The sequence below is a fragment of the Micromonospora sp. PRAS1 genome (assembly GCF_059553435.1).
In genome coordinates, this window is sequence record NZ_JCANNB010000020.1 from 107,521 (window position 1) to 113,520 (window position 6,000).

Below are 6,000 nucleotides of genomic sequence, written 5' to 3' on the forward strand. Positions count from 1 at the left end.
CCCGGGAACTCGGCGGGACCGCCGCTCTCAGCCGGTGGGCAGGGTGAGGGTGACGGCGACCGGCAGGTGGTCGCTGGCCGTGCTCGGCACCGCGACGGGATCGGTGGCGACCAGGTCCGGGGAGACGAAGATGTGGTCGATCTGCCCGCTCGGGTCGTCGGCCGGGCTGGTGGGCAGTGGGCGTGCCGCCGCGAGGGCGTCGCGCAGACCGGCGCCGGTGAACGTGGTGAACGCCGGATCACCCGGCTCGGTGTTGAAGTCCCCGGCGACCACCAGCGGGGCGCCGTCGGCGTACCCGGTGGCGAATTCCGCAACGGCGCGGGCCTGAACCACCGGGTCCGCGCCGGGCGGGGGTTGCAGATGGGTGCTCACCACGGCCAGTCGTACGCCGTCGCTGAAGTCGACAGTTACGCCGAGGGCCTGCGCGCCGGTGGGTGCGCCCACCGCCGGCAGCGGCCGGGTCCGGACCCGCTGCACCGGCCAATGGCTGAGCACCGCGTCGCCCCAGAGCGAGCCGGCGGCCGGTGCGAAGACATATGGCATCTCCAGCCGGGTGGCGAGCAGGTGCAGGGTGTCGTGGCCGCCGTTGAGCAGCCAGCCCCGGTCGACCTCGCTGAGCACCACCACGTCGGCCCGGCCGATGGCGCGTTCCAGGGCGGTCAGGTCGAACCGCCCGTCCATGCCGAAGCCCATCCGGATGTTGTACGCCACCAGCCGCACCTGTTCCGGCGGACCTTCCCGGTTGCTCGCCACCAGCCACGGCCCGTGCAGCCAGGCGGCAGCGAGGGCCACCAGGGCGGCGAGTGCCGCCGCCCCTACCGCTCGCCGTGCATTGCCGGCCGGGGCGTTCCGGGACGGCACCGACGCCTCGATCGGCCCGCTCCACGGCCGGCCGCCGAGCCGGAACCCGCCACCGAACGCGACGAGGCCGGCCAGGACGGCCACCACGGCCGGCACCCAGCCGTTGGGGTAACCGATGTCGTAGGCGGCGTAGTAGAGCACCGCCGCGACGGCGAAGACGAGCATCCCGCCGACCGCCGCGTACGCCCGTTGTCTCGGGTTCGCGACGGCGGTGCCGGTGGCGGTCAGCGCGAGGCAGCCACCCAGCCCCGCCGCGGTGAGCGCCATCGCGAGAGTGAGCAGCGCGGGCGGTCCGTACCCGAACAGCAGGGCCCCCGCCAGCAACAGCACCGGCGGCAGCGGGCGCCAGCGGCGGCCGGGCGGTATCAGCGCACCGAACACGAACAGCGCCGCCGCGACGCCCAGCGGCGCCAGGGCGAAGAGTGGCGGGGTGGCGGTACCGGCGGAGCCGTACCAGTACGACGAGGCGGTGCTGGCGACCGCCGGCGAGAGCGCGACCATGCCGGCGAGGAGCAACGCCGGCCCGGCGAGCAGCCAGCTCCGGCCGCCGGTCCCGGCGGGCGGATGAGTCCGCCCGGCCGGCTCGGTTTCCGGGTCAGGACCGCGCGCACCGGCCGCAGGCGCCGCACCGGCCCGGTGGCGGGCACCGGCTGCCTCTGCGACGAGCAGCAGCGCCACCAGCCCGACGCTTACCGCCCAGGCCTCCCACCGCCCCCACCAGACCAGGTCGTACGTGCCGAGCAGCGCGTGGCCCAGCCCGCTGGTGGTCAGCCCGAGCACCAGCCCGGGTACCGCGCGTGTCACCCGGGCTGCGGTGGCGGCCAGCCACACCAGCCCGGCGAGCAGGCCGGCGCTGGCCAGCCAGAGCTGCGCCCGGCCGCCGGGGGCGGCGGTGAGGGCCAGCCGGGCGGCGCCCAGCAGCGCGGCCGACGCCAGTCCGACGGGTACGGCTCCGACTCGTGTGACGAGCGCCGGTGCGGCGAACGCGAGCACGAACCAGCCGAGCGCGAACGCGCCGAGCAGCTCGGCCGGTGTCGAGGCGGCCTGGCCGAAGATGGTGATAACCGAGGGCAGGAAGACCCGGAGGACGTCCACGAGGACGACGAGGCCCAGTGCCAGGGCGGCGGTACCGAGGTGACGGTGACGCAGCACGATGCTCATTTCGCCGAGGGATCGTGCGGCGATTCTGGGCGCCCGATCCCTCGGCGGTCAACGGGAGGTGGCGGGCCGATCCGCGCGGTACGCGAGATGGCAGGCCGATCCGCGCGGTACGCGAGATGGCAGGCCGATCCGCGCGGTACGCGAGATGGCAGGCCGAACCGCGCGGTACGCGGTCCAGACGCGCGGTCCAGACGACGGACGGGCGCATCCGCTTACCGCGAACATGGTGAGGGCGCCCGCCGTGCTGGCGGGCGCCCTCGTCGTACGGCCGGCTCAGCGCCGGGTCGCTGCCTTTCTGGCCGGGGCCTTCTTCGCCGGGGCCTTCTTCGCCGTCGCGGTCTTCTTGGCTGCGGTGGCCTTGGTCGCCGCAGCGGTCTTCTTCGCCGGAGCGGCCTTCTTCGTGGCTGTCTTCTTGGCCGTGGTGGCCTTGGCCGTGGTGGCCTTGGCCGTAGTGGCCTTGGCCGCGGTGGTCTTCTTCGCCGCGGTCGTCTTCTTGGCTGCCGCGGTCTTCGCCGTGGTCGTCTTCTTCGCGGCGGTCGCCTTGGCACCAGTGGCCTTGGCACCGGTCGCCTTCGCACCGGTCGCCTTGGCACCGGTGGTCTTGGCGGTGGCCGCGGCGGCCTTCTTCGCCGCCGCCGTGGCCTTCGGCACCTTGCCGCTGGCCACCATCTCCTTGAACCCGGCGCCCGGGCGGAAGGTCGGCACGGAGGTCTTCTTGACCTTCACCGCCTCACCCGTACGCGGGTTGCGCGCTGTTCGCGCGCCCCGTACGCGCTTCTCGAACGCTCCGAAACCGGTGATCGCCACCTTCTCGCCCTTGGTGACCGCCGCCTGGACCTCAGCGAGGACCGCGTCGAGCGCCGCCGTCGCCGTCTTCCGGTCCCCCAGGCGAACGGCGAGCGCCTCGATGAGCTCGGCCTTGTTCACTACTTCCTCCTGATTGTGCAACTGACTCGACGCGAGCCATTCTGCGCGCACCGTATGCCCTGTGCTGCCGGGACACAAACATTCTGCGGAAAAAAGCCCTTGTGTCGTAACGGATTCGCCCCCACCGGTGGCACCGGTGGGGGCGAAATCGGCTGTGCGGCCGGGCGAACGGCTAGGCGACGCGGGGCAGGAAGGTCGGCCGGGTGGCCTCGAAGTCGGCGATCCGATCGGCGTGGCGGAGGGTGAGTCCAATGTCGTCCAAGCCCTCCATCAGCCGCCAACGGCTGAAGTCGTCAAGCGGGAACGACCAGACGGAGGTGCCGGCGCGGACCTGTCGGGCGGTCAGGTCGACGGTGATCGGGGTGGTCGGTTCCGACTCGACCAGACCCCAGATCTGCTCGACTGCATTCAATTCCAGCTCGACCGGCAGGAGACCTTCCTTGAGCGCGTTGCCCCGGAAGATGTCACCAAAGCGAGGCGAGATCACGACCCGGAACCCGTAGTCGCGCAACGCCCACACGGCGTGCTCCCGGGACGAGCCGGTGCCGAACTCCGGACCCGCCACAAGAATCGAAGCACCCGAATATGATTCATCGTTGAGCACGAATCCCGAGTCCTCGCGCCACGCGCTGAACAATCCGTCGGCGAAGCCGGTACGGGTCACCCGCTTGAGGTACACGGCCGGGATGATCTGATCGGTGTCCACGTCGGACCGACGCAGCGGCACGGCGGTGCCGGTGTGCACGGTGAACTTGTCCATCTGTCGCTAGCCCTTCTACAGGTCGGCGGGGGCGGCCAGCCGGCCGGTAACGGCGGTGGCGGCGGCGACCGGCGGGCTCACCAGATGGGTCCGCCCACCCCGGCCCTGGCGGCCCTCGAAGTTGCGGTTGGAGGTCGAGGCGGAACGCTGCCCCGGGGAGAGCGTGTCCGGGTTCATGCCCAGGCACATGGAGCAGCCGGCGAACCGCCACTCGGCACCGGCGTCGGTGAAGACCTTGTCCAGCCCCTCGGCCTCGGCCGCCTCGCGGACCGCGGCCGAACCCGGCACCACAAGCATGCGTACGCCGTCGGCGACCTGGTGGCCGCGCAGCACGTCGGCGGCGGCCCGCAGGTCCTCCAGCCGGCCGTTGGTGCAGGAGCCGACGAAGACCACGTCCACGGCGAGGTCCCGCAGCGGCATGCCCGGCCGCAGGTCCATGTACTCCAGCGCGCGCCGGGCGGCCGCCCGCTCCGGCTCGGTGCCGAAGGTCTCCGGGTCCGGCACCGCCGCGCCCAGCGGTGCGCCCTGACCGGGGTTGGTGCCCCAGGTGACGAAGGGCGTGATCTCGGCGGCGTCGAGGATCACCTCGGCGTCGAAGGTCGCCCCCTCGTCGGTGGGCAGCGTCCGCCAGTACGCGACGGCCGCGTCCCAGTCCGCGCCGCTCGGGGCGTTCGGCCGCCCCTTCAGGTACGCGAAGGTGGTCTCGTCCGGCGCGATCATGCCGGCCTTGGCGCCCCACTCGATGGACATGTTGGCGATGGTCATCCGGCCTTCCATGGACAGCGCCCGGATCGCCTCACCCCGGTATTCCACGATGTGCCCGCGCCCGCCGCCGGTGCCGACCTTGGCGATCAGCGCGAGCACCAGGTCCTTCGCGGTGACGCCGGGGCCGAGTTGCCCATTGACGGTGACCGCCATCGTCTTCGGCCGGGCCTGCGGCAGGGTCTGGGTGGCCAGTACGTGTTCGACCTCACTGGTGCCGATGCCGAACGCCAACGCCCCGAACGCGCCGTGGGTGGCGGTGTGCGAGTCGCCACAGACGATCGTCATGCCGGGCTGGGTGAGCCCGAGCTGCGGGCCGATGACGTGCACGATCCCCTGGTTCTCGTCGCCCAGCGGGTGCAGCTTCACGCCGAACTCGGCGCAGTTGCGGCGCAACGTCTCGATCTGCGTACGCGAGGTGGGGTCGGCGATGGTGAGCAGGTCGCCGCGGCGCTGCTGGAACGAGGGATCGGCGTACCCGGTCGGGGTGTTGTGGTCCTCGGTCGCGAGCGTGAGGTCGGTACGGCGCACCCGGCGGCCGGCCAGTCGCAGCCCGTCGAACGCCTGCGGGCTGGTCACCTCGTGCAGCAGGTGCAGGTCGATGAAGAGCAGATCCGGCTCACCATCGGCTGACCGGACGACGTGCGCGTCCCAGACCTTCTCGGCCAGGGTCCTCTTCTCAGGAGTGACTCCCACCATCTGGACATCCTAAATTCTGGGAGGTAAATTTCGGCTTGTGGGACACAGTATGAGCGGTGTCGGCGTTCTCGACAAGGCGGTGGTCATCCTGGCCGCCTGTGTCGACGGCGCCAGCCTGGCCGAACTCGTTGAACGCACCAAGCTGCCCCGGGCCACGGCGCACCGGCTGGCGCAGGCGCTGGAGATCCATCGGATGCTGGTCCGGGACACCCAGGGCCGTTGGCGTCCCGGTCCACGCCTGGGCGAGCTGGCCAACGCGGCGCCGGACGTGCTGCTGACAGCGGCCGAGCCGCTGCTGGCCGCGTTGCGCGACGCCACCGGTGAAAGCGCCCAGCTCTACCTGCGCCGGGCGGACGAACGGATCTGCGTGGCCGCCGCCGAACGCGCCAGCGGCCTGCGCGACACCGTTCCGGTGGGCTCGGTACTGCCGATGACCGCCGGATCGGCGGCCCAGATCCTGCTCGCCTGGGAGCCGCCCGAGGCGGTGATGCCGCTGCTCCCCCGGTCGAAGTTCACCGGCCGCACCCTGGCCGAGGTACGCCGCCGGGGCTGGGCGCAGAGCGTCGCCGAACGCGAGGCGGGTGTGGCGAGCGTCTCCGCCCCGATCCGCGACCGCACCGGCCGGGTGATCGCCGCGATCAGCATCTCCGGCCCGATCGAACGCCTCGGCCGCCGTCCCGGCGAACGCCACGCCATGGCCGTCGTCAGAGCCGGCCAACGCCTCTCCGGCCTCTAACCCCCCACCCCCCACCCCGCCCCGCGCCCCGCGCCCCCGCGCCCCCGCCCCGCCCCCTCCCCGTTGATCATGAAGTTGTTGCCACCCACGCTGG

At 72.4% G+C, this 6,000-nt stretch carries 5 protein-coding genes; 1 reads left to right on the plus strand and 4 read right to left on the minus strand.

The window, feature by feature from the left end; all coding sequences use genetic code 11:
- Positions 1–27: 27 nt before the first annotated feature.
- The 4 genes from AC507J_RS19750 to leuC all read right to left on the minus strand — a co-directional run bounded on the left by AC507J_RS19750 (position 28) and on the right by leuC (position 5,170).
- Complete coding sequence (locus tag AC507J_RS19750) at positions 28–2,022, minus strand: endonuclease/exonuclease/phosphatase family protein (RefSeq protein ID WP_496290645.1); 1,995 nt, start codon at positions 2,020–2,022, stop codon at positions 28–30.
- A gap of 273 nt (positions 2,023–2,295) precedes the next feature.
- On the minus strand, positions 2,296–2,949 hold the full coding sequence (locus tag AC507J_RS19755) for an HU family DNA-binding protein (protein ID WP_496290646.1): 654 nt from the start codon (positions 2,947–2,949) through the stop codon (positions 2,296–2,298).
- A 172-nt stretch (positions 2,950–3,121) separates the two neighbouring features.
- Positions 3,122–3,709, minus strand: a complete 588-nt coding sequence (gene leuD / locus AC507J_RS19760; protein WP_496290647.1) for a 3-isopropylmalate dehydratase small subunit — start codon at positions 3,707–3,709, stop codon at positions 3,122–3,124.
- 15 nt (positions 3,710–3,724) lie between these two features.
- Positions 3,725–5,170, minus strand: coding sequence for a 3-isopropylmalate dehydratase large subunit (gene leuC / locus AC507J_RS19765; protein WP_496290648.1), 1,446 nt, complete (start codon positions 5,168–5,170; stop codon positions 3,725–3,727).
- A gap of 49 nt (positions 5,171–5,219) precedes the next feature.
- On the opposite strand from leuC, the gene AC507J_RS19770 reads away from it, so the two are divergent.
- The gene (locus AC507J_RS19770) at positions 5,220–5,906 is read left to right on the plus strand and encodes an IclR family transcriptional regulator (RefSeq protein ID WP_013284529.1); all 687 of its coding nucleotides are present in this window, start codon (positions 5,220–5,222) and stop codon (positions 5,904–5,906) included.
- The last annotated feature ends 94 nt before the right edge of the window (positions 5,907–6,000 follow it).

Coding starts and splice junctions, on each gene's coding strand:
- AC507J_RS19750 (WP_496290645.1), bottom strand. CDS start 2,022: ATGAGCATCGTGCTGCGTCACCGTCACCTCGGTACCGCCGCCCTGGCA.
- leuD (WP_496290647.1), bottom strand. CDS start 3,709: ATGGACAAGTTCACCGTGCACACCGGCACCGCCGTGCCGCTGCGTCGG.
- leuC (WP_496290648.1), bottom strand. CDS start 5,170: ATGGTGGGAGTCACTCCTGAGAAGAGGACCCTGGCCGAGAAGGTCTGG.
- AC507J_RS19770 (WP_013284529.1), top strand. CDS start 5,220: ATGAGCGGTGTCGGCGTTCTCGACAAGGCGGTGGTCATCCTGGCCGCC.